Below are 20,676 nucleotides of genomic sequence, written 5' to 3'. Positions count from 1 at the left end.
GCTCCCTTACACCCCTTAACTTTCTTTAGTTGACAGGAACAAACGCAGCCAATTGCTTCTCTACTTCGGCAATGACCTTGTCAACTCCTGCTTTTTTCAGCTGATCGCGGTACTCTGCAACAGCTGCTTTTGGATCTTTGCTTGTTTTACCAAGCATCAATTGAATACCGAGCTGTGAATTTACGTTGGAAATCGAAGCAATTTCAGTTGTAACATTGGTTGGATCAAAGCTGAAGCCATTGTAAGGATCATCGATAGCCACTTTATCCCATTCTGCGAATAAGGAGTTACGGATTGGGTTTTCTGTATCCGTAGGAACTACGAATTTGTCATTACGAAGTGACCAAGCAGCGAAACCTCCGCCGTCCGTTTTATCATTGAAGCCTGCAGGCTGCTTTTTAACACCATTTTCCATCACATATTGTTTGCCTTCAATACCGTTTTGGATGAGGTTGTAGTAGCTTTCATCGGTCATGAACTTCTCGATCACCATCAGAGCGCGCTCTGGATTAGCTGAGTTCGTGCTGATTACAGTCGAGTTATCAACGCCCATTTTACGTTTGATCTTCTTATTAGCTTCCGCAAAAGTAAAGAAGTAAGGATCTGATTCCGGTTGTGCTTTCAAATCCGCACCGTATTGGCCGATCCAGTCCTGAGCATGAGTCAAATAACCTGCGGAGTTGGCTGCTCTGAAGTTATCCTTGCTGCCAAGGGTTGCAGACAGCACATCTTTACTCCAGTAGCCTTTATCCGCCCATTCACGCATCTTCACAGCCCAATCTTCAAATTCCTGAGTAAAGGCTGGATGGAAGACGGTCTTGTAGTCCTCTGGACTTTTGGTCACAAGATTCAGCTCATTCAAGGATATACCAGGTGCGTTAAGCCACATCCCTGTAGTATCTACGAGCATTCTGAACATATTGGCCGCATCTTCTGCCTTGCCGTTAATTGGCGGGAAGGACTCATTAGCAACCACATTATCCATGTATTTAACCATATCATCAATGGAAGTGATTTTGTCCATTCCATATTTCTTCAGCAAGTCAGAACGGTAGGCATAACCGGCAGGTGTATATTCGCTATAAAGACTTGGTACACCATAAATTTTGCCTTTGTATTTTGTATTTTCCCACACACTTTCCGGAATTTCCGCCTTCAGCTTAGGAGCAACTTTATCCAGCATTTCTGTAAGGTCCACTAGAGCACCTTCACTAGCCAATGTGAAATAAGACACCGGAGCTCCGGGAGATGCATGCGACATATCAAATTCTTCGCCTGAAGCAAATAGCAGCGGGTACTTAGTAGCGATATCCGGCCAGTCAATATACTTCACTTCAATCGTAGCGTTTAGATCAGCTTTGAGCTTCTTGTTAATCTCAGCGAGGATTTCTTTATTTTTAACTCCTTCGCTGCCCCACAGGTAGTACACCAGCTTAGCTTCCTTGGAAGTATCCACTCCGCCTGCATTGGCTGAAGCCTCTGGAGCTTTCGTGGCTGCCGGATCATTACTCGGCTCATTGTTGTTCTTGGATGTGCAGGCTGTCAGTGCTCCAGTAAGCATGAGGACAGCAATTAAAGAAGACGCGATCTTTTTACCTTTCATTTAGGTAAGCCTCCCTTTTCTCTTCTATTTATGAAACTTTCATTTATAATAAACGCTCTTCGAAAAGAAGATTGCGTCCATTAACCCTTTACAGCCCCGATGGTGAGGCCTGTTACGAAATAACGCTGTACAAATGGATACAGGAGAATAATCGGTCCAGTGGCCAGCACAGCTGTAGCCATCTTGATGGATTGCGTCGGAAGATCAGCAGTATTGATGACCGCTCCCGAGTTGATTAGCGCTCCTAAGTTCGTCTGATTGACCATTCGCTGCAAAAAGTATTGGAGCGGATATTTCGTCGGACTGTCAATATACAACATCCCGTTATACCACTCATTCCAGAAGCCTAGTGCTGAGAAAAGCCCGATGGTAGCCAAGGATGGAACCGCCAGCGGAATAAATATCCGCCAATAGATGCGAAAGTCGCCAGCACCGTCAATGGTAGCGGATTCATATAAGGAATCCGGAATCGCCTTCATGAAATTACGCATCAGGAAGATGGACCATGCGCCAACTACACCTGGCAGAATCATAGCGAATAAGCTGTCCTTCATATGCAGGTGCTTCACCATCAGGATGTATGTCGGAATCAAGCCGCCACTGAATAGTGTTGTAAAGTAAATCAAGAAGGAAAAGAAGTTGCGGTACTTGAAATCCTTACGGTTGAGCACGAATCCGGCCATCGACATCATAAACAGTCCGAGTACCGTACCCACTACGGTAATGAAGATAGTTACCTGATAAGCATTCACCAGCTGAGTAGAGTTGTTGAATAGCATCTCGTAAGCTTTAAAGGAAAATGCCTTCGGCAGCAGCTTATAACCTTCACGAACAATTTCCTGCTCGTTCATGAACGATGAGGAGATCATCAACGCGAAGGGGAATAAACAGAATAGCGCAAAGATTGCGATACAGATATAACTGACTGCTTTTATGAGAATGCTTCCGGAATCCTGTTTGATGGTCGTATTTTCCATATTTATCACCCCTGTTTCGTGTCTAGTCTTAGAACAAAGCGCTGTCCGGTTCTACCTTACGTACAATAAAGTTAACCACAAGCACCAGAATCAGGCCGAATAAGGATTGGTAGAAGCCCACTGCGGCACCCATAGAGAAGTTGAATTGTCCCACCAGTGAACGGAAGACATAGGTATCGATGATATCTGTCTGCGGATACAGTACGGAGTTCGTACCGATCAGATTATAGAAAAGGTCAAAGGATCCCTTGAGAATTCCACCCATACCGAACAGTAGAAGCAGAATAAAGGTTGGCTTCAGAATCGGCAAGGTCATATAACGGATTCGCTGCCAGGTAGTCGCTCCATCCATATAAGCAGCCTCGTACAGATCATGATTAATTCCTGTGATCGTTGCCAGATAAACAATCATTCCATATCCGGTACCCGCCCAGATCTTGAAAGCCACAATAATATATTTCCAGATGCCCGGATCGGAATAGAACTCGTAACGGTCTAGCCCCATTCCAGTTAACATCGTATTGATAAACCCGGAATTGAAATTGAATATATTGTAGGCAAACACACCGACGATAACCATGGAGATGAAATTCGGTAACAGGATAACGGATTGTGATATTTTTTTGAACCACTTGCCTGAGATCTCAGACAACATAATGGCAAATACTATTTGAATGATATTACCTAGAGCTAGAAAGACGATATTATAGAGCAGCGTATTTTTGGTAATATTCCATAGATCCCCATTTTGAACCAGAAACTCAAAGTTCTTAAGGCCGATAAAGTTACTTCCAAAAATCCCCTTATTGAGCTTGTAATCTACAAATGCGACGTAAGCTCCAGGCATTACAGCATAGTGAAAGATAACGAAATATACGATTACAGGCAGCAACATTAGAAAAAGAACTTTGTTCTTAATGACTTCCCGAACAATGTTTCCACCCACAAGCTTCAGTCTCGCCAAAGTGCCCACCTCCAATTTGAAAGATGCATTCAGTCACATGCATAAATTACCTTCCTTTCTTGTCCAGCAGCCAGAATAAAAACAGTTTGCCCAACCTTCATAAAAAAGTGTATCGAGCGTTGTAGAAACGTTTCCAGTGTTTCTGTAAAACTCTCTGTGTGAGAAGCATACTCCCAAAATGTATGCGCTGTCAATTCATTTTATTTTTGAATTACAAGTACTAAAGTTACATTTTTCACGTAAAAAAATATAAATTAGCTGTTTTTCCAAAGGCGATTGACTTTTTTTGGTGTTCAGACTAATATCGAGGTGTATCGTTTGTGGAAACGTTTTTATACTTTTCTTTCATAGACATGTCAGTCTCCATATGTAACATCTTAATGATGCAATCCTCTTCTGATTTAATTCATGCCTCATCCCTGTATCCGAAGAGAGAAATGCTATGATTTTCACAACAATTGAACCTGATTATAGCTCAGGCCCATTCCGCATCTCGGAGCTGCGTGCCAGGAGAGTTAACGGTTCACTCCCATCCTTATCGCCTATATAACGTAAGCTTTGCAAATAAAAATCATGCTTACGCTGCCCGGCGGGGAACTACACATCTATTTAACAAACTAACTTTCGATGCGCTCACGAGGAAGGAGTTAACCATGACTAAAACGTTTATCCAAGATCTTGTGAACGATATGACCCTGGACGAAAAGCTGGCCCAATTAACCCAGCTAGGTCCTCACTATTGGGGTTTGGACGATACCGTGGATTTAACCGGACCATTTAAGGAACTGAACATTAAGCCGCAGGTAATGAAGAACATCGGAAGTGTTCTGAACGGTATTGGAGCTAGGAATGTTATCGAGCAGCAAACCCGACATTTGCAAACCAGCAGACAAAAGATTCCTCTGCTCTTCATGGCGGATGTCATTCACGGCTACCGGACCATCCTCCCGATTCCGCTGGCCATGGGCAGCAGCTTTGACCTTGAAGCCTGTGAAAGGTTTGCCGAAATCGCCGCCAAGGAAAGTGCGGCTGCCGGTATTCACGTTACCTTCTCGCCCATGACTGATCTCGTACGCGACCCGCGCTGGGGACGCGTCATGGAGACATCTGGTGAGGATCCCTATCTGAATGCCCGTGTCACCGAAAGTATGGTGCGGGGTTATCAGGGCAAAGACCTAAAAGAAAAAGGACGCATCGCTGCCTGTGTGAAGCATTTCGCTGGTTACGGTGCTCCCGAAGGCGGACGGGAATACAACACAGTGGATATGTCTTCCGGCGTATTGCGTGAGTTCTACCTGCCAGCCTATAAGGCTGCCGTAGATGCTGGAGTGGCCATGGTTATGGCCGCATTTAATACCATTGACCGTATCCCGGCAAGTGGTAATTCCGAGCTTCTTCGCGGGATTTTACGGGAAGAATGGGGCTTCAACGGCGTTACCATCGCCGATTTCAATTCCGTTAATGAGCTGATTCCCCATGGCGCCGCGATAGATGGCAGTGAGGCAGCGGAGAAAAGTCTGGCTGCTGGGCTGGATATTGAGATGATGTCCACTCACTATCTAAACCACGGCGCTGCTCTGGTCGAGGAAGGCAAGCTTGACATCGCCTTGATCGATGAAGCCGTCATCCGGGTGCTGGAGCTCAAGGATGCGCTCGGCCTGTTCGATAATCCATTCAAGGATGCAGATCCGCTGGTGGATGAGGCTCCGAAACCTAGCGCTGAGCATCTGCAGGCCGCACGGGAGCTTGGAGCTAGCTCAGTTGTGCTGCTCAAAAACGACAATGAAGCTCTGCCCCTTAAACGTGGCATGAAGATTGGTCTGGCTGGTCCTTTCGCCACCTCCATTCATGTGCTGGGCGGTTGGGCCGGGACAGAAAAAGATCCGGCTGTATCACTCTACACCGGCATTTTGCAAAAAACATCTGCCGAAGATATACTTACGGCCATGACTGGTGAGCTGGGAAGCATGCTTGAGGGTGTTTTTGATGTGGAGGATGAAATCGAGGACGCCTACCAGCAGCTGAAGGATTGTGATGTAATTCTCGCCGCTGTCGGTGAGAATCAGCAGGATACCGGGGAAGGCGGAAGTAAAGCCAATCTCCGCCTATCGGCCAATCAGGAGAAGCTGATCTGGCGTCTGAAGGATACCGGCAAAAAGATCGTCACCATTGTATTCAGCGGCAGACCACTGGAGCTGAAACCCGTTCTTGATGCCAGCGACGCTCTGCTGCAGGCTTGGTTTCTGGGTACAGAGTCAGGAAATTCATTGGCCGATGTGCTGTTCGGAGACTATAATCCTTCCGGACGTTTATCGATGAGCTTCCCCTACTCGGTTGGGCAAATTCCTGTCTATTACAACGCTTATCAAACGGGACGACCTTATGATCCTAAGTATCCTAATGTGCGTTACGTGACCCGTTATCTGGACTGCCCGAATGACCCGCTGTTCTGTTTTGGTTATGGCCTGAGCTATTCCAAGTTTGCTTACAACAGCTTCAATGTTGAAGCTGCGGATCGGGTGGTTACCTCCATTGAAGTAGAGAATACTTCGGACATCGCCGGCAAGGAAACCATTCAGCTCTACATCCACGACGTCAGCGCAAGTGTCGTGCGCCCGGTCAAGGAACTGAAAGGCTTCCAGCAGATTACACTCGCACCGCATGAGAAACAGGTGGTTTCCTTCGAAATCACCAGAGAAATGTTAATGTTCTACGGAAAAGACGATCAGTTGGTCTTCGAGCCTGGGGAATATGATATTATGATCGGTAGAAACTCTGGAGATCATTGCACTCAGCGGATCTGGATCGGTTGACCTGCGTATAGCTATGCTTCTAACGACGTCAGCCCTTATTGCCCTCTTGGCGCAATGAGGGGTTGGCGCCTCCACAGCTTGCTATTCAATATTCGATAGTAAGGGAGATTATTCTAATGAGACACAGTTTATCATTTCAGCAAAATGGCACTTTTAAAATCGTACAATTTACCGATCTGCACTGGATGGATGGAAGAGCTGAGGATCAGCTTACCCAGGCACTGATGGAACGCATTCTGGATGCGGAACAACCTGATCTTGTGGTTTTCACGGGAGATCTTATTTACACCGGTCCTGTATCACCGGGAAACAAGGCATGCGAGCACCCCGCACAAGCATTTCGTGAGGCTGTCGCTGCCGTGGAGAGATCCGGCATCCCTTGGACCTTTGTATTTGGCAACCATGACACAGAAACTCTGATTTCAAAAAGTGAACTGATGCAAATTGCCCTGGAACATCCCCACTGCCTGACCGAAGCCGGTCCAGAAGAGCTGGAAGGCTCGGGCAATTACACTCTTGAAATTAAAGATCAGGAAGACCACGCGGCCGCTATTTTGTATTTTCTAGACTCTGGCGGCTATTCCGAGTATGAGGATATCCCGGGCTACAATTGGGTTGGGCGGAATCAGATCAACTGGCTGACGGCTGAATCTGCGCGGCTGAATCCGAAGACTGCTGAGAACAGGCTGCCTGCCTTGGCTTTCTTCCATATTCCAATTCCCGAATATCGGGATGTCTGGTCTACACAGGTCTGTCATGGGCATAAGTTTGAGCGTGTATGCTCACCTGAGGTGAACTCGGGCTTATTCTCGGCTTTGCTGGAAATGGGTGATGTGCTTGGCACCTTCTGCGGACATGACCATATCAACGATTTTAGCGGCAACCTGTATGGCATACGTCTTTCTTATGGCCGTGCTACCGGCTACAATACTTATGGAAAAGAAGGCTTTATGCGGGGAGCACGCGTCATAGAACTGGTCAAAGGCAACCAAGACTTCAATACCTGGCTTCGTCTTGATGACGGATCTGTTATTAATGAACAGCCGATTCATATGCCTGAACCTGCTGCCGATTCAGGACATTAATCTTTTATAGGATTAAATTTAAATACTGATTAAATGAACCAGTGCGCAAATGTTGTGCTGGTTCATTTTTTTGTGCAAATATTAGCTTGTCTCCATATTCCCCATTACATCACTTTTTTTGTTAAAATAGAGAAGTCGACGTATTAAGCACTACAGCGTCAGTCATGGAAACGGAGGCAAGTACCTGTGGATTATATTATTCTGGACATCGAATTCAACGGCCGTAAGTTTGCCAGCGAGCACCCTATGGAGGTCATTGAGATTGGAGCCGTCCGGTTAGACTCTTCACTGCAGTATAAGGATGAATTTTCTTCCTTGATCAAACCTATATATTTCTCCACCCTGAATTCCTTTATTAAGAAAAAAACCGGTATCCCTCAAGAGGAAATCGACATTGCCTCCCGCTTCCCCAAAGTCATCACTGCTTTTAGAGAGTGGCTTGATCTAAGTACAGACGGAGTTCTGCTGCTTACCTGGGGTGGCGAAGATATGAAGCGAATCATTCAGGATGTGCGCATGCACAAGATGGACGAATCCTACTGGATGTCCGCTACGTATTTCGATTTGCTCAAAGGAGTTCTACGTGCGCGTGGTCTTAGCAATGATGTCAGCGTGGAAAGCGCGATGGCATTGTTTGAGCTTGAGCCTACTGGATCTGCACACCGGGCGCTGGATGATGCACGGATGACGTCAGAGATCTTCCGCGCCGTGTTTAAGGATCTGGATTTTGAACGTTCACAACATTACGTAGATACCTTCTCCAATGCCAAAGAACGCAAAACAGTTAAGGTAGCCATTAAGGCAATGACCTCACAAAAAATTGTACCTACCTGGGACCTTGTCGTTGAACACTACTTCTCAGACAAAGCAACCCTTGCGGACCCTCGCAAGCTGGAGGAATTGCACAATTATTTCACAGCACAAATGGGCCATAAATAAATTCAGGCAGCAGCAAAGCTCAACATTATAGACTTATTCATAGCAGCGGCAGACTTCCCCATGATCATTCAGAGGGTAGCTGCCGCTGTTTTGGATATGCTAAAAAAACCATTTGACCTTCACGTTACGTAAAGGTGTACATTTGAATTGTAGGAGGTGATACTACGGAATACACAGTGCAGAAGCTCGCAGAGTTAGCTGGAATCAGCACACGGACCCTGCGCTACTACGATGAGTTTGGCATTCTTAAGCCGGCGAGAATCAACTCTTCAGGGTATCGTATCTATGGCCGTACCGAAGTAGATCTACTACAGCAAATTTTGTTTTATCGGGAGCTTGGCTTAAGTCTGGAACGTATCAAGGCTATTATGACAGAGCCCTCATTCGACGGAGCCAAAGCGCTGCGGGAGCATCATGACAAGCTACTGGAAAAAAGACAGCAATTAGATCTATTAATCGCTAACGTCGAAAAGACGCTGGCTCAAAAAGAAGGGAGAATTACCATGAGTGATACTGAAAAATTCGAAGGCTTTAAGCAAAAGCTGGTAGATGATAACGAAAAGAAATATGGCCAAGAAATACGGGAGAAATACGGAGATAACACCATTAATCAATCCAACCAAAAGCTTAAAGGGATGACAGAAGAACAATATGCAGCTATACAACAGCTTGAGGAAGAGATGTTCGAAACGCTCTTGCAAGCGATGGAGCATGGAGATCCTGCCAGTGTATTGGCGCAAAAAAGTGCTGACCTACACCGTGAGTGGCTCTCCTTCTACTGGAATTCCTATTCCAAAGAAGCTCATGCTGGTGTTGCACAATTGTATGTTGATGATGAACGTTTTACAGAATACTATGACAAGCGCCGCTCTGGACTCGCTGCGTTTCTAAGAGATGCCGTACATGTATATACGGGAAAAAATGCGTAAGCGCACGAACAATACTTTAAAATAGAAAAAGGCTTCCGGATATTCCGGACGCCTTTTTTTGCGGCAATAGCAATCAGCAGAAATCACAGACTGCGGTGCAGCAGTGACAATGTATTCCGAAGCTCAACCACAGCTACCTGTCCAGGTGCAGAAGGTTTATCTGCAGCTCCGAAGGTAAGCGCTGAACCGAAAATTTCCCCTGCCAAACGGCTGATCACCCCGGCTCCCGCCATAGACATCGTTATAATTGGGCGGTCTGCATATTTTTCCTTCATGATGTGTGTAGCTTCCAGCAAAGTTAGCACATCGCCTGCATCTTGGGGCATAACTGCAATTTTGGGCAAATCCCCGCCAAGCTCCTGCGCCTTGCATAACCGCGAGATGATCTCCTCTTTAGGAGGTGTTCCATGAAAATCATGATTTGAAATAATGACAGATACATTATGAGTATGAGCAGCTTCGACCAATAGCTTTACATCCTGCTCATCATTAAATAATTCAACATCTATTATATCTACTAGACCGCTCTCGGCAGCAGCTTTATTCAGTGCTGTGTAATATTCCGTGCTGACTTGCTTCTCTCCGCCTTCTTTTGCACTCCGAAAAGTAAAAATCAGCGGCAGATCTGGAATCACAGAACAGATTTCGCTTAGTGCGTTCTTAACAGAAGCAACGTCTTCCACTTCAGCAAAAAAATCCGTCCGCCACTCCACCAAATCAGGTTGCAGTACTTTCAGCGCTTCCGCTTCCTGCTTCAGCTCAGACAAGGTCGCTCCAATTAGCGGAACACATATCTTAGGGATTCCTTCGCCGATGATCACATTTTTAACGGTTACTGTTCTGCTCATTATTTAAGCTCCTTATCCTATCTCATCTAGTATAGATCTTGAGTATCCTGTACTGTCTATTCTACAGCGATTTACGATTTAGAAACTGCTCGACCTCGGACAACTGCGGCAATGAAGGGATCGCCCCTTCTTTCCCTACAGCCAATGCACCTACAGCATTAGCGAAGCTCACGGCTTCCTCCAAGGTCTTTCCTAAGACTAACTGCTGGGCTAATGCGCCATTAAATGAGTCTCCGGCAGCAACTGTATCTACCGCCTTTACCGGGAAGCCTGGAACAGCCTTGGCTCCTTCAGCATTCACAATCAGAGCGCCTTTTGAGCCCAAGGTTACGATAACGTTCTGTACTCCTTTTTGCAGCAAAATACGGGCTGCCTGCTCAGCAGTCTCTGCGCTATCCACAGTCATTCCGGACAAAATCCCGGCTTCTGTCTCATTAGGTGTCAGGTAAGATACCTGAGCCAGCATCTCATCCTTTAGCACTCTAGCTGGTGCAGGATTAAGGATCACCGGAATCCTCTTACGATGGGCAATCGCAATCGCCTGCTCACTCATCGCCAGATCCATTTCAAGCTGCAGCACAATGATCTTAGCCTGGCTAATCACAGCCTCCAATGCCTGAATATCCTCTACCGTAAGCTCAATATTCGCTCCAGGTACCACGATAATCCGATTTTCTCCATCTTCTTCAATAACGATCGAAGCGACTCCTGTTGCCTGATGTTCACTTACAGAAATATGCTCTATATGAATGCCTTCATTCCTGATAATCTCCAGCATTTCGCTACCAAAGGTATCTTTTCCAACTCTTCCGATCATACTAACCTCTGCACCCAGACGTGCTGCGGCAACGGCCTGATTTGCCCCTTTTCCGCCAGGAGATAGAGCAAAGGCTTGTCCAATTAGGGTTTCTCCAGCATCCGGTGACCGGTTTGTACGTACTACCATGTCCATATTCAAGCTTCCAATCACAACTATATCCAACTTAGACACCACCATTAATTATTTCTTCAATCTCTTTATCTTAGGGGCTTCTGTCCACTTTATCAATCAATTCCGCTCAATTGGATTCAAAATGGTTGTTTTCACCAAATTGACGTTATGCTTTTATTCATCGAGTGTGCTAGAATAGTGGTGCAATCGCTTCCACAATGATTGCTGCACTATTTTGAGCAAACGTTTGCACCTGAGATAATGCCCGCAGCTTCACTGCAATTTAATCTAATCCGTGATTAGGAGGCTTATCAAGTGAACGAACAAAAATTACCGTCAGTCGCTTATTTTAGTATGGAGTACGGGCTGCATTCCGATTTCAAAATGTATGCCGGAGGTCTGGGCATTCTTGCCGGAGACTACATTAAGGGTGCAAAAGATATCAACGCCCCTATCATCCCTATTGGGCTGAAGTGGAAACAAGGTTACACGGACCAAAAGATTGATGCAAACGGCAATCCGTACGACTCCTATCACAATTATGTTTATGAGTTTCTTGAAGATACAGGGGTTAAGGTAACTGTTAAAGTCCGAAAAACCGATGTGGTATGCAAAGTATGGAAAACTGATTATTTTGGCAACAGCACATTGTATTTACTGGATACAGATATCCCCGAGAATAATGATGCCTGGATCACAGGCCAATTGTATGGTTGGTTCGGCGAGGAACGGATCGCACAAGAGATCGTGCTTGGGATTGGTGGAGTCAAAGCTATGCGTGCGCTGCAAATCCCTATTGATGTCTATCACTTCAATGAGGGTCATGCGGCTCTAGCGGCTATCGAGCTAATCCGTGAAAAAATGTCCGGAGGCCATACCTTCGAAGAAGCTTGGAAAGCGACTCGCGAAGAAGTAGTATTCACTACCCACACACCAATCAAAGAAGGCAACGAAACCCATCCTCTCGACCGACTTGAGTATATGAGTGCGTTCAACGGCTTAACCCGTGACCAGATGGAGCGGATCGGCGGCGAGCCATTTAATATGACGGTTGCAGGTCTAAGGCTGTCACGTATCTCCAACGCAGTTGCCCAGCTACACGCCGATACGGCTAATAAAATGTGGAAGGAAGTAGCCGGAAGATCAGAAATTATAGGCATTACTAATGCCATCCATACTCCTACCTGGGTAGATGAAAGAATGACGCAAGCCTACGAACAAGATGGCGACTTATGGGCAGTGCATAAAGAGATCAAGGGAGAACTGATCCAGTTCATCAAAGAACGTTCCGGCATTAGCTTAAATGCTGACAATCTACTCATTGGCTTCTCACGCAGAGCAGCTCCATATAAACGAAGCGACCTGATCTTCTCGCAGCCAGAAATTATCGAACCTTATCTGGAGTCTGGAAAGATACAAATTGTATTCTCCGGCAAAGCGCACCCACTCGATGATAACGGTAAAAAAATCGTCAGCAACCTAGTAGCGATGATGAAAAAGTATCCAAAGAGTGTGGTGTTCCTCGAGAATTACGATATGACGATTGGCGCCCAGCTGACGCGCGGTGCCGATATTTGGCTCAACAATCCACGTAGACCATTGGAAGCCAGCGGCACCTCCGGGATGAAAGCAGCTATGAACGGTGTATTGAACTGTTCTATTCTGGATGGCTGGTGGCCGGAAGCCTGCATCGATGGTGAGAATGGCTGGCAGATTGGAGACGGCTTCGAAACTACAGACTTTGAGGTGCTGGATAAGCATGATAGTGATGCACTGTACGACACCTTATTGAAACGTGTGCTCCCAACCTTTTACGAGAATCGTAAACAATGGGTGCAAATGATGAAAAAGAGTATCGAAACCACCCGTACGGAGTTTGCCACCAAAAGAATGCTAGATGAATATTACAACAGAATGTACATTAAAGCCTAAGTACAAGAACCGAATATCTTCTATATCAAAAAATGCAGCGCACCCCTCCAGTCATGGTAGGGATGCGCTGTTTCTTTTTTAATTCTGCTAAGCAATTAATCACTTTGTCTATCATATATATCTGAATGTGCCAACGATGTAATGACGATTCCCACATATTGTAATGTGCCAATTATTTAAAAAGTGTTGCAATTTCTTTAAAAAACATTAATATAGAACTTATACTAAATCTAAAATCAAATCTCATGAGGTGATTCTATTAATGAGCTCCAATAATAATAATCTTACAACCAGCTGGGGTGCTCCAGTAGGCGACAATCAGAATTCAATGACAGCCGGTGACCGCGGTCCCACTTTGCTGCAAGATGTCCATCTGCTTGAGAAATTAGCCCACTTTAACAGAGAACGTGTTCCTGAACGTGTCGTTCATGCTAAAGGTGCTGGCGCTCACGGGTATTTTGAAGTTACAAAAGATCTGACCCAATACACAAAAGCTAACTTTTTGTCTGAAGTAGGCAAACGTACACCGTTGTTCATTCGTTTTTCTACTGTAGCTGGTGAATTAGGTTCTGCTGATACCGTACGCGACCCTCGTGGTTTTGCCGTGAAGTTCTATACTGAAGAAGGAAACTATGATCTCGTAGGTAACAATACGCCTGTATTCTTCGTTCGTGATGCGATTAAATTCCCGGACTTTATTCATACACAGAAACGTGATCCACAGACACATCTGAAGAACCCGAATGCTGTATGGGACTTCTGGTCTTTATCGCCTGAATCTCTGCATCAGGTAACGATTTTGATGTCGGATCGCGGAATTCCAGCTACGCTGAGACATATGCATGGGTTTGGTAGCCATACCTTCAAATGGGTAAATGCCGAGGGTAATACAGTCTGGGTGAAATACCATTTCAAAACAGAACAAGGCATTAAGAATCTAGATGCAGACCTTGCTTCCAAAATCGCTGGGGAAAACCCGGATTATCATACAGAAGACTTGTTCAATGCTATTGATAAAGGAGATTTCCCTGCTTGGAAGCTCTACGTGCAAATTATGCCGATCGAGGATGCGAAGACTTACCGTTTTGATCCATTTGATGTAACAAAGGTCTGGTCACAAAAAGATTATCCGTTAATCGAGGTTGGCCGTATAGTATTGGATCGCAATCCGGAGAACTACTTCGCTGAAGTAGAACAAGTCACATTCTCTCCCGGCTCTTTCGTTCCTGGTATTGAAGCTTCGCCGGATAAATTGCTACAAGGCCGTCTGTTCGCGTATGGTGATGCACACCGCCACCGGGTTGGCCCTAACCACAACAGCCTGCCTATCAACCGTCCAAAAGTAGAAGTGAAGAACTATCAACGTGATGGTGGCATGGCCTTGGGCAACAATGGCGGTTCCGGAGCCTATTACGAGCCTAACAGCTTAGGGGGACCAAAAGAATCACCGCAGCATAAAACATCGCCGTTCGAAGTCTCCGGATATGCGGATAGTGTCGCCTACAATAGTGACGATCACTATACACAACCAGGTGACTTGTACCGTCTAATGTCTGAAGAAGAACGTACCCGTCTAGTTCAAAACATCGTTGGCGCTATGACTCCTGTTGAAAGTAACGATATCAAACGTCGCCAGATTGAACATTTCTTTAAGGCTGATCCAGACTTGGGACAGCGTATCGCATCCGGTTTGGGTCTATCCGTACCAGACGGAATGTAAGACTGTAAATGCACTTATAAACTAAAGAGGACCTTTGCCCGTAGATGGGAAAGGTCCTCTTTTTACTAATTAGCTGAAAACATAATAAATGATGACAATCACAACGCACAGCGTAGAGACAATGGATAGACATGAAAAAAACGTGTTCCAGTTATTGCCTTTCATTTGTCTTATACACGACCAGTATAGTGGTTCTTTGGTGCTCTGCCCCATCACGTGATGATTTAACTACCGAACCGTAACAGATATTCACAATCTGTTCCTCCCGTAGTCCTGCCAGGAACTCATTAGCTTTATTCTCTGCATAAGAATTATCAGCATCTACAAACTCTTTAACTTGAATCATCCTGATCTCCTCCTTTAATAAATTAAGTTGTTATTTTATAGTTCTGGAATCTATATGTGAACTCAACGAAATGTACATGGCGTATCACTCCCCAGGTAACAATTAATGTAAAAATATCTTCAAAATACAGTATAGGCATTTCGCAGTTTTCTACGAAATGCCTATGCATCAGCCTATCATAGCACCCAAGTATGTAATAGTCAAAGGTTTTCATTACAATATTTAGAAGGTTTTAATTCCCCTTTTAAAATGGATTGGATTTACAAATAGAAGCTGGTATACTGATCAGAAGGTCTCCATTGGGGGACCTCTATTTGTATAGGAGGGATTTTAAGATGGCAACACACCATAACAAGTTTACAAGGAATGTGCTACTTAGAGGGGGTGAAATCTACTATGAACCATAGTCTTATCTATGAAGGCTCACGGACACAGCTGCTTCAGCAGCTTATCTATTTTGATGAGGAAAAAATCGCATTTCTAAATCAATACTTTCCGGTACGAAGCAAGGATAGAAGCAATGCTGAAACGCTGTTGTCCCGTTATTGCTCCGAGCTGGAACAATTACTAACTGAGTTTAACGGTGAAGATTTAAATTCTCAGGTCTTTATCGGAAGCCAGTTGCAGCTTCGTTACTTGGACGATAATACTACAGATATCTATACCATCGTATTTCCTAACCAAGCAGAACCTAACGATAACAAGATTTCTATGTTGTCACCTATAGGCATGCAGTTGCTGCTGGCTGAGCTCGGCAGTACTTGTCAGCTAGCGATTCCTTCAGGTCAACTAGAGGTGAAGATCGAAAGTATTAAGTTCGTGAATAATGGTGAGGTAGGCGTTCTTATATAAGGACGATCCCTTATAAACCCACTACAGCAGCGTCCCTTTCCTATATTAAGGAGGGGGGCGTTTCTATTATTTAAGTCTCCGTAAGATATGTCCAATCAAAAAAACACCCGCCTAATACCGGCAGGTGTTTCTCATTATAAGCGGGTGATGGGAATCGAACCCACGCTATCAGCTTGGAAGGCTGAAGTTCTACCATTGAACTACACCCGCAAAGGTATAAAATCGGGATGACACGATTTGAACATGCGACCCCCTGGTCCCAAACCAGGTGCTCTACCAAGCTGAGCTACATCCCGTTAACAATACTATAACTGCTTAGTAATAAAAATGGCGCGCCCTGAGAGATTCGAACTCCCGGCCTTTTGATTCGTAGTCAAACGCTCTATCCAGCTGAGCTAAGGGCGCAAAATCTATATGGAGCGGACGACGGGAATCGAACCCGCGACCCTCGCCTTGGCAAGGCGATGCTCTACCGCTGAGCCACGTCCGCAAAAACATGGTGCGCGTGAAGGGACTCGAACCCCCACGTCGTGAAACGCCAGATCCTAAGTCTGGTGCGTCTGCCAATTCCGCCACACGCGCACACTTTAAAGAAAATGGTGAGCCATGAAGGACTCGAACCTTCGACACCCTGATTAAAAGTCAGGTGCTCTACCAACTGAGCTAATGGCTCTCATAAATGGCTGGGGATATAGGATTTGAACCTATGCATGACGGAGTCAAAGTCCGTTGCCTTACCGCTTGGCTAATCCCCAATAATAATTAACTAAATGGCGGAACCGACGGGATTCGAACCCGCGATCTCCTGCGTGACAGGCAGGCATGTTAGGCCAACTACACCACGGTTCCATAGACATAATGCATAAGTGTAAATTGGTTGCGGGGGCAGGATTTGAACCTGCGGCCTTCGGGTTATGAGCCCGACGAGCTACCGGGCTGCTCCACCCCGCGTCATTAATAAGTATATACTATTCATTTTCACCATACCAGCTTATCCCTAAACATAATGTATAAGAGTAAATTGGTTGCGGGGGCAGGACTTGAACCTGCGACCTTCGGGTTATGAGCCCGACGAGCTACCGGGCTGCTCCACCCCGCGTCAGTGAAAATAATATGGTGGAGGCTGAGGGGATCGAACCCCCGACCCTCTGCTTGTAAGGCAGATGCTCTCCCAGCTGAGCTAAGCCTCCATGATATGACCCGTATGGGATTCGAACCCATGTTACCTCCGTGAAAGGGAGGTGTCTTAACCCCTTGACCAACGGGCCATGCTAATAATTTTTATGGCGGAGAGAGAGGGATTCGAACCCTCGAGACGCTTGTGGCGCCTACACGATTTCCAATCGTGCTCCTTCGGCCAAACTCGGACACCTCTCCATAAATGGCTCCCCGAACAGGACTCGAACCTGTGACAACTCGATTAACAGTCGAGTGCTCTACCAACTGAGCTATCAGGGAATATGGTGGGCCTTAGTGGACTCGAACCACCGACCTCACCCTTATCAGGGGTGCGCTCTAACCAGCTGAGCTAAAGGCCCTTCTAAGACATATTAATATTAAGGGCAAAAAAAATACCACGGGTAATGTGGTTGTCCGCTTGGCGGCGTCCTACTCTCCCAGGACCCTTCGGTCCAAGTACCATCGGCGCTGGAGGGCTTAACGGTCGTGTTCGGGATGGGTACGTGTGGAACCCCTCCGCTATCGCCACCAAACGGGCATTTACAGCGTAAATGCTCAGGCTTGATGCCTGAAAACTGAATCCGAAACGAATTTGCATTCTAAGTATAGGATAAGCCCTCGACCGATTAGTATTGGTCAGCTCCATGCATTGCTGCACTTCCACCTCCAACCTATCTACCTCGTCGTCTTCAAGGGGTCTTACTAATTGGGAAATCTCATCTTGAGGGGGGCTTCACGCTTAGATGCTTTCAGCGCTTATCCCGTCCGTACGTAGCTACCCAGCCATGCTCCTGGCGGAACAACTGGTGCACCAGCGGTACGTCCATCCCGGTCCTCTCGTACTAAGGACAGCTCCTCTCAAATTTCCTGCGCCCACGACAGATAGGGACCGAACTGTCTCACGACGTTCTGAACCCAGCTCGCGTACCGCTTTAATGGGCGAACAGCCCAACCCTTGGGACCTACTTCAGCCCCAGGATGCGATGAGCCGACATCGAGGTGCCAAACCTCCCCGTCGATGTGGACTCTTGGGGGAGATAAGCCTGTTATCCCCAGGGTAGCTTTTATCCGTTGAGCGATGGCCCTTCCATGCGGTACCACCGGATCACTAAGTCCGACTTTCGTCCCTGCTCGACTTGTAGGTCTCGCAGTCAAGCTCCCTTATGCCTTTGCACTCTGCGAATGATTTCCAACCATTCTGAGGGAACCTTGGAACGCCTCCGTTACTCTTTAGGAGGCGACCGCCCCAGTCAAACTGCCCGCCTGACACGGTCCCCGTACCCGGTAAGGGTACTAGGTTAGAACCTAGATACGATCAGGGTGGTATCCCAACGGCGCCTCCACCGAAGCTTGCTCCGATTTCTACGGCTCCCACCTATCCTGTACAGATCGTACCCAAATTCAATATCAAGCTGCAGTAAAGCTCCATGGGGTCTTTCCGTCTTGTCGCGGGTAACCTGCATCTTCACAGGTATTAAAATTTCACCGGATCTCTCGTTGAGACAGCGCCCAAGTCGTTACGCCATTCGTGCGGGTCAGAATTTACCTGACAAGGAATTTCGCTACCTTAGGACCGTTATAGTTACGGCCGCCGTTTACTGGGGCTTCGGTTCATAGCTTCGGGTTACCCCTAACCACTCCCCTTAACCTTCCAGCACCGGGCAGGCGTCAGCCCGTATACTTCGCCTTGCGGCTTCGCACAGACCTGTGTTTTTGCTAAACAGTCGCTTGGGCCTTTTCACTGCGGCCCCCTCGTGCTATTCACACTACCGGGGCACCCCTTCTCCCGAAGTTACGGGGTCATTTTGCCGAGTTCCTTAACGAGAGTTCTTCCGCGCGCCTTAGAATTCTCTTCTCGCCTACCTGTGTCGGTTTGCGGTACGGGCACCTTCTCCTGGCTAGAGGCTTTTCTTGGCAGTGTGAGATCATGACCTTCGCTACTATAATTTTCGCTCCCCATCACAGCCCAGCCTTATCGATGTGCGGATTTGCCTACACATCAGCCTCACTGCTTAGACGGACATCCATCAGTCCGCGTCACTACCCTCCTGCGTCACCCCATCGCTCATAGCGGATTACGGTGGTACAGTAATTTCAAACTGTTGTCCTTCGACTACGCCTTTCGGCCTCGCCTTAGGTCCCGACTTACCCTGAGCGGACGAGCCTTCCTCAGGAAACCTTGGGCTTTCGGCGGATCAGATTCTCACTGATCTTTTCGTTACTCATACCGGCATTCTCACTTGTGTAGTGTCCAGCGCTCTTTTCAGTACACCTTCAACCCCTACACAACGCTCCCCTACCCCAGATACATACGTATCTAGCCATAGCTTCGGTGGTGTGTTTAGCCCCGTTACATTTTCGGCGCAGAGTCACTCGACCAGTGAGCTATTACGCACTCTTTCAATGGTGGCTGCTTCTAAGCCAACATCCTGGTTGTCTGTGCAACTCCACATCCTTTCCCACTTAACACACACTTGGGGACCTTAGCTGATGGTCTGGGCTGTTTCCCTTTTGACAATGGATCTTAGCACTCACTGTCTGACTCCCGGCAATAAGTATATGGCATTCGGAGTTTGACTGAGCTTGGTAATCCTTGCGGACCCCGCACCCAATCAGTGCTCTACCTCCACTACTCTTATACCGAGGCTAGCCCTAAAGCTATTTCGGGGAGAACCAGCTATCTCCGAGTTCGATTGGAATTTCTCCGCTACCCCCACCTCATCCCCGCACTTTTCAACGTACGTGGGTTCGGGCCTCCAGTGCGTGTTACCGCACCTTCACCCTGGACAGGGGTAGATCACACGGTTTCGGGTCTACGTCCACATACTCATTCGCCCTATTCAGACTCGCTTTCGCTGCGGCTCCACCTTCTCGGCTTAACCTTGCATGTTAAACGTAACTCGCCGGTTCATTCTACAAAAGGCACGCCATCACCCATAGATCGGGCTCTGACTTTTTGTAAGCACACGGTTTCAGGTTCTATTTCACTCCCCTTCCGGGGTGCTTTTCACCTTTCCCTCACGGTACTGTTTCACTATCGGTCGCCAGGTAGTATTTAGCCTTAGCAGATGGTCCTGCTGGATTCATACGGGGTTTCACGTGCCCCGCACTACTCGGGATCCGTCTCGGAGAGAACACAGTTTAGGTTACAGGGCTTTTACCTCTATCGCGGGCCTTTCCAGACCTCTTCACCTACCATATTCCTTTGTAACTCCATGTGAGACGTCCCACAACCCCAAGAGGCAAGCCCCTTGGTTTAGGCTGTTCCGCGTTCGCTCGCCGCTACTGACGGAATCACTATTGTTTTCTCTTCCTCAGGGTACTTAGATGTTTCAGTTCCCCTGGTCTGCCTCTACACACCCTATGTATTCAGGTATGAGTAACTGCGAATTACCACAGCTGGGTTTCCCCATTCGGACACCCCCGGATCAAAGCTTGCTTACAGCTCCCCGAGGCAGTTTCGTTGTTCGCCACGTCCTTCGTCGGCTCCTGGCGCCTAGGCATCCTCCGTGTGCTCTTATTAGCTTAACCTTGATTTTTCCGAAGAAAAATCTCACT

The 20,676-nt window shown here is 46.8% G+C and carries 13 protein-coding genes, 15 tRNA genes and 2 rRNA genes; 7 read left to right on the top strand and 23 right to left on the bottom strand.

The genetic code is table 11. The annotated features are described in order from the left end of the window. Positions 1-25 precede the first annotated feature (25 nt). From NSQ50_RS04130 to NSQ50_RS04120, 3 genes are all read right to left on the bottom strand, one after another. Entirely contained in the window at positions 26-1,603 is a 1,578-nt protein-coding gene (locus NSQ50_RS04130; RefSeq protein WP_036686909.1) for a DUF3502 domain-containing protein, read from the bottom strand. Positions 1,604-1,683: 80 nt separating this feature from the next. Further along, positions 1,684-2,580: a carbohydrate ABC transporter permease gene (locus NSQ50_RS04125; protein WP_036686906.1), complete on the bottom strand. Its 897-nt coding sequence runs from the start codon at positions 2,578-2,580 to the stop codon at positions 1,684-1,686. Between the two features lie 28 nt (positions 2,581-2,608). Beyond that, positions 2,609-3,553: an ABC transporter permease gene (locus tag NSQ50_RS04120; RefSeq protein ID WP_305953532.1), complete on the bottom strand. Its 945-nt coding sequence runs from the start codon at positions 3,551-3,553 to the stop codon at positions 2,609-2,611. A gap of 644 nt (positions 3,554-4,197) precedes the next feature. On the opposite strand from NSQ50_RS04120, the gene bglX reads away from it, so the two are divergent. The 4 genes from bglX (at position 4,198) to NSQ50_RS04100 (ending at position 9,310) form a co-directional block, all read left to right on the top strand. Continuing rightward, positions 4,198-6,357: a beta-glucosidase BglX gene (bglX, locus tag NSQ50_RS04115; protein WP_076100566.1), complete on the top strand. Its 2,160-nt coding sequence runs from the start codon at positions 4,198-4,200 to the stop codon at positions 6,355-6,357. A 116-nt stretch (positions 6,358-6,473) separates the two neighbouring features. Continuing rightward, a complete protein-coding gene (locus NSQ50_RS04110) occupies positions 6,474-7,442 on the top strand; it encodes a metallophosphoesterase family protein (RefSeq protein WP_076225240.1) in 969 nt (322 codons plus the stop codon). Between the two features lie 186 nt (positions 7,443-7,628). After that, positions 7,629-8,381: a 3'-5' exonuclease gene (locus NSQ50_RS04105; protein WP_076225239.1), complete on the top strand. Its 753-nt coding sequence runs from the start codon at positions 7,629-7,631 to the stop codon at positions 8,379-8,381. A gap of 176 nt (positions 8,382-8,557) precedes the next feature. Further along, entirely contained in the window at positions 8,558-9,310 is a 753-nt protein-coding gene (locus tag NSQ50_RS04100) for a MerR family transcriptional regulator (protein WP_256717131.1), read from the top strand. Between the two features lie 83 nt (positions 9,311-9,393). On the opposite strand, the gene aroD is transcribed toward NSQ50_RS04100, so the two are convergent. Both aroD and rbsK read right to left on the bottom strand, forming a co-directional pair. Beyond that, the gene (gene aroD, locus NSQ50_RS04095; protein ID WP_076225237.1) at positions 9,394-10,158 is read right to left on the bottom strand and encodes a type I 3-dehydroquinate dehydratase; all 765 of its coding nucleotides are present in this window, start codon (positions 10,156-10,158) and stop codon (positions 9,394-9,396) included. Positions 10,159-10,219: 61 nt separating this feature from the next. Further along, positions 10,220-11,149, bottom strand: coding sequence for a ribokinase (gene rbsK, locus NSQ50_RS04090; protein ID WP_200870230.1), 930 nt, complete (start codon positions 11,147-11,149; stop codon positions 10,220-10,222). Between the two features lie 255 nt (positions 11,150-11,404). Between rbsK and glgP the strand changes: the two genes are divergently transcribed. Beyond that, positions 11,405-13,021 carry an alpha-glucan family phosphorylase gene (gene glgP / locus NSQ50_RS04085; protein ID WP_036686887.1) on the top strand — a complete coding sequence of 539 codons (1,617 nt, stop codon included), beginning with the start codon at positions 11,405-11,407 and terminating at the stop codon, positions 13,019-13,021. Between the two features lie 262 nt (positions 13,022-13,283). Next, the gene (gene katA, locus NSQ50_RS04080; RefSeq protein ID WP_076225236.1) at positions 13,284-14,741 is read left to right on the top strand and encodes a catalase KatA; all 1,458 of its coding nucleotides are present in this window, start codon (positions 13,284-13,286) and stop codon (positions 14,739-14,741) included. Positions 14,742-14,892: 151 nt separating this feature from the next. Here the strand turns inward: katA and NSQ50_RS04075 are convergent, their stop codons facing one another. Then, on the bottom strand, positions 14,893-15,087 hold the full coding sequence (locus NSQ50_RS04075; RefSeq protein WP_036686883.1) for a sporulation protein Cse60: 195 nt from the start codon (positions 15,085-15,087) through the stop codon (positions 14,893-14,895). Between the two features lie 396 nt (positions 15,088-15,483). Between NSQ50_RS04075 and NSQ50_RS04070 the strand changes: the two genes are divergently transcribed. Next, positions 15,484-15,939: a GreA/GreB family elongation factor gene (locus tag NSQ50_RS04070; RefSeq protein WP_036686880.1), complete on the top strand. Its 456-nt coding sequence runs from the start codon at positions 15,484-15,486 to the stop codon at positions 15,937-15,939. A gap of 139 nt (positions 15,940-16,078) precedes the next feature. Here NSQ50_RS04070 and NSQ50_RS04065 read toward each other — a convergent pair. The 17 genes from NSQ50_RS04065 to NSQ50_RS03985 all read right to left on the bottom strand — a co-directional run bounded on the left by NSQ50_RS04065 (position 16,079) and on the right by NSQ50_RS03985 (position 20,649). Continuing rightward, positions 16,079-16,149: transfer RNA gene (locus tag NSQ50_RS04065), tRNA-Gly, on the bottom strand. 12 nt (positions 16,150-16,161) lie between these two features. After that, positions 16,162-16,235, bottom strand: a tRNA-Pro gene (locus tag NSQ50_RS04060). A gap of 32 nt (positions 16,236-16,267) precedes the next feature. After that, positions 16,268-16,344, bottom strand: a tRNA-Arg gene (locus NSQ50_RS04055). Positions 16,345-16,354: 10 nt separating this feature from the next. Then, positions 16,355-16,429 (bottom strand) — tRNA-Gly (locus NSQ50_RS04050). Between the two features lie 7 nt (positions 16,430-16,436). Next, a tRNA-Leu gene (locus NSQ50_RS04045) sits at positions 16,437-16,521 on the bottom strand. 15 nt (positions 16,522-16,536) lie between these two features. Then, positions 16,537-16,612, bottom strand: a tRNA-Lys gene (locus tag NSQ50_RS04040). Positions 16,613-16,619: 7 nt separating this feature from the next. Next, positions 16,620-16,694 (bottom strand) — tRNA-Gln (locus NSQ50_RS04035). A 16-nt stretch (positions 16,695-16,710) separates the two neighbouring features. Beyond that, a tRNA-Asp gene (locus NSQ50_RS04030) sits at positions 16,711-16,788 on the bottom strand. Positions 16,789-16,813: 25 nt separating this feature from the next. Further along, a tRNA-Met gene (locus tag NSQ50_RS04025) sits at positions 16,814-16,890 on the bottom strand. A 71-nt stretch (positions 16,891-16,961) separates the two neighbouring features. Next, positions 16,962-17,038 (bottom strand) — tRNA-Met (locus NSQ50_RS04020). Between the two features lie 15 nt (positions 17,039-17,053). Further along, a tRNA-Val gene (locus NSQ50_RS04015) sits at positions 17,054-17,129 on the bottom strand. A gap of 6 nt (positions 17,130-17,135) precedes the next feature. Beyond that, positions 17,136-17,207 (bottom strand) — tRNA-Glu (locus NSQ50_RS04010). A gap of 16 nt (positions 17,208-17,223) precedes the next feature. Next, positions 17,224-17,316 (bottom strand) — tRNA-Ser (locus tag NSQ50_RS04005). A 5-nt stretch (positions 17,317-17,321) separates the two neighbouring features. Next, a tRNA-Asn gene (locus NSQ50_RS04000) sits at positions 17,322-17,397 on the bottom strand. Positions 17,398-17,400: 3 nt separating this feature from the next. Beyond that, positions 17,401-17,477 (bottom strand) — tRNA-Ile (locus NSQ50_RS03995). Between the two features lie 57 nt (positions 17,478-17,534). Continuing rightward, positions 17,535-17,651: ribosomal RNA gene (gene rrf, locus NSQ50_RS03990) — 5S ribosomal RNA — on the bottom strand. A 73-nt stretch (positions 17,652-17,724) separates the two neighbouring features. Beyond that, a 23S ribosomal RNA gene (locus NSQ50_RS03985) occupies positions 17,725-20,649 on the bottom strand. Between the last annotated feature and the right edge of the window lie 27 nt (positions 20,650-20,676).

This window comes from Paenibacillus sp. FSL R10-2788, from assembly GCF_038003885.1.
Classification (GTDB): Bacteria; Bacillota; Bacilli; order Paenibacillales; family Paenibacillaceae; genus Paenibacillus_AQ; species Paenibacillus_AQ odorifer.
The sequence above is the reverse complement of the archived record's forward strand: the minus strand, read 5'-3'. Positions and strand labels throughout refer to the sequence as shown.

Bases quoted from the DNA above. Each gene is read 5' to 3' on its own strand.
- NSQ50_RS04130 (WP_036686909.1), bottom strand. From the start codon at position 1,603: ATGAAAGGTAAAAAGATCGCGTCTTCTTTAATTGCTGTCCTCATGCTT.
- NSQ50_RS04125 (WP_036686906.1), bottom strand. From the start codon at position 2,580: ATGGAAAATACGACCATCAAACAGGATTCCGGAAGCATTCTCATAAAA.
- bglX (WP_076100566.1), top strand. From the start codon at position 4,198: ATGACTAAAACGTTTATCCAAGATCTTGTGAACGATATGACCCTGGAC.
- NSQ50_RS04110 (WP_076225240.1), top strand. From the start codon at position 6,474: ATGAGACACAGTTTATCATTTCAGCAAAATGGCACTTTTAAAATCGTA.
- aroD (WP_076225237.1), bottom strand. From the start codon at position 10,158: ATGAGCAGAACAGTAACCGTTAAAAATGTGATCATCGGCGAAGGAATC.
- katA (WP_076225236.1), top strand. From the start codon at position 13,284: ATGAGCTCCAATAATAATAATCTTACAACCAGCTGGGGTGCTCCAGTA.
- NSQ50_RS04075 (WP_036686883.1), bottom strand. From the start codon at position 15,087: ATGATTCAAGTTAAAGAGTTTGTAGATGCTGATAATTCTTATGCAGAG.
- NSQ50_RS04070 (WP_036686880.1), top strand. From the start codon at position 15,484: ATGAACCATAGTCTTATCTATGAAGGCTCACGGACACAGCTGCTTCAG.